Source organism: Parashewanella hymeniacidonis (assembly GCF_016900895.1).
Lineage (GTDB): Bacteria > Pseudomonadota > Gammaproteobacteria > Enterobacterales > Shewanellaceae > Parashewanella > Parashewanella hymeniacidonis.
On sequence record NZ_JAFEUN010000219.1, the window covers coordinates 1 to 2,770 of the forward strand.

Consider the following 2,770-nt stretch of genomic DNA (forward strand, 5'->3'; position numbering starts at 1 on the left):
ACTTTCATAAACGCAGCCACCGTCTCATGCTGACCCTCTTGCAGCGCCAGAAATAGTCCAGGTGTTTCGTCACCATCTTTCGCTGCTGCCAGCGCTATGAACTTATCTGCTGATAACTTCCCTGCCTTCAGTAACTCCGCCAGCACCTTCATAAACGCAGCCACCGTATCATGATGACCATCTTGCTGCGCCATCCATAGCCCTGGTGTTTCGTCACCATCTTTCGCTGCTGCCAGCGCTATGAACTTATCTGCTGATAACTTCCCTTCCTTCAGTAACTCCGTCAGTGCTTCCATAAACGCAGCCACCGTCTCATGCTGACCATCTTGCTGCGCCATCCATAGCCCTGGTATTTCGTCACGTCTTTTTCCCGCTGCCAGCTCTATGAACTTATCTGCTGATAACTTCCCTTCATTCAGTAACTCCGCCAGCACCTTCATAAACGCAGCCACCGTCTCATGCTGACCATTTTGCTGCGCCAGAAATAGTCCAGGTGTTTCGTCACCATCTTTCGCTGCTGCCAGCGCTATGAACTTATCTGCTGATAACTTCCCTGCCTTCAGTAACTCCACCAGCACCTTCATAAACGCAGCCACCGTATCATGATGACCGTTTTGCAGCGCCAGAAATAGTCCAGGTGTTTCGTCACCATCTTTCGCTGCTACCAGCGCTATGAACTTATCTTCTGATAACCTCCCTGCCTTCAGTAACTCCGCCAGCACCTTCATAAACGCAGTCACCGTCTCATGATGACCATTTTGCAGCGCCAGAAATAGTCCAGGTGTTTCGTCACCATCTTTCGCTGCTGCCAGCGCTATGAACTTATCTTCTGATAACTTCCCTGCCTTCAGTAACTCCACCAGTACTTTCATAAACGCAGCCACTGTATCATGATGACCATTTTGCAGCGCTAGATGCACACACCTTTTTTTTTGAGAATCTGATAACTTTAAAAAATTATTATCAGTCAGACGTAATTCACGAAAGCATGCGGAGAAATCTGAAATAGTACGACCTTTTCCTAAGACAATATTAATATTGGCAAGCCACAACCCATCACGAGCGTACTTTTCATCTGTAATGTTAAGTAAAAGTTCACTCGTTATAGCTGCCTCATACAGAGTATTATCGTGACTCACGGACAGCCAGTTTGAACCATCAAACCCAATTTGAACCGCATGATTGATATAAGTAATAACCAATGAGAATGGCACGTCATGGGAACGCATCTCTTTAAGGCAGCAGGTCAGTGATTTTCGATTGAAAGAGCACAAAAAAGTCTCAGCCACGCAAGGTCTGCACTTTTTGCGCTCATCATGAAGGGTATCTTTTTCATCTTGTGTAAATGATAACAACTTTGCAGGTGCAGGAATATTTTGGTGACGTGGTAAACCTAATGCAACATATTGTGAAGCGCTTAAGACGTTGCCTGAATAAACGACCACACCTTCAAAAAAAGCCTTAAGGTCGTCTTCCTCACCGCTAGGAAGCGTCTTGATTCTGGCGTTATACGTTGCCCCATCAAATCTTATCACCGCCTGCGCAGCCATAACCGCAAGTCCGTAGCACACCCCGTTATCCACAGACGGATAACCGAAACCATTCATAATGGATAGAACTTTCGATGCCATAGAATTCATTGAGATTTGGAAGAGCCAGTATTTTTAAAATACAGGCAAACAATGCTAAAAAACGAGTTAAAAATCGTTAACGCTCTAGACTTTTTCAGGAGTTATAGCAGGCTGAGCCTTGGCATAAATGCCTTCTCAGCTTAAAAATCAGCCTTAATTTACCCCTATAATTGGCCTTTAAAAAGACCTCAAAATCGCAGATTCTGAGCCACGTTTTAACCCTCATTCACCATAAAATTTCTCCTTTAGACTTTTCCAAATTCAAACAAGAAAGCCTATTGGTATGCACCTTTCAGGAGGAATTTCCTAGGTGGAACAAGATAAGAAACAAAATATCTTTTTTATTACTGAACCAATTCCAAGATAAAAGGATACTCAATGATTTTTAAAGTCGGAGTGGAGCCTCCCGCAAAAGATCGACAAAATGATCATTGACGGTAAAACGTTAGTTGAACTCCTTTCTTTTACAGAGGATGATTATCAGGCTCTATATCCAGATTTTACAGAATGGTTTGATCTGGAAATTAAAATATCAAGCCTGAAAATATCTTGAATTTGTAACAGGGGTATTGCCCCAATTAAACAAGAAAACAATACTTGCTCTGCTCCTCTGCCCTGATGCACAGGAATGACATGGTGATATCCGAACACTCGCTGTGCTTCTTTTTTTAGGTTAAAAAAGCTGCGGCTACCCGCATAAGATTCATCTCCCATCATCAAGCCTGCCCACTGTCGATCACTCATCGCTCCAGTACCCAAGTCAGTTAATAGGTCGATGTAAACATCTTCACTTTTAAGCAAAAATGGATTGTTTCCTGCGTCAGCTAGTGCAAGTTGCCTATCACTTAAACTCGTCATACGGATAGGTTCAACCATTTTAATACGGAATGGTTCAGGTATACGTTTCATAATAGTTTCCTCAAGTTGTTTAAAAAAATGTATGCAAACAAATAAGGAAATTAGAAATGAAGAGATGATGCGGCGAGTTGATGGTCGTAAGTAAACCACCTAGAACTATAATTAGTCGGTTCTGAAAAAATCCATTTCAAGAGTTAAAATGTACGGCATCTGATTTACGCAAAATTCAGAGCCGTACCCCAAAAGCAAGATTTCTTAGATTTTGCATCAATTTCACTACA

1 protein-coding gene and 1 pseudogene are annotated in these 2,770 nt (G+C 42.6%); both read right to left on the reverse strand.

The window, feature by feature from the left end; translation table 11 throughout:
* Nucleotides 1-1,631 (reverse strand): annotated as a pseudogene (locus JQC92_RS21680) (hypothetical protein); the annotation flags it as partial.
* A 480-nt stretch (nucleotides 1,632-2,111) separates the two neighbouring features.
* Nucleotides 2,112-2,540 carry a beta-eliminating lyase-related protein gene (locus JQC92_RS21685; protein ID WP_205001612.1) on the reverse strand — a complete coding sequence of 143 codons (429 nt, stop codon included), beginning with the start codon at nucleotides 2,538-2,540 and terminating at the stop codon, nucleotides 2,112-2,114.
* Nucleotides 2,541-2,770 lie beyond the last annotated feature (230 nt).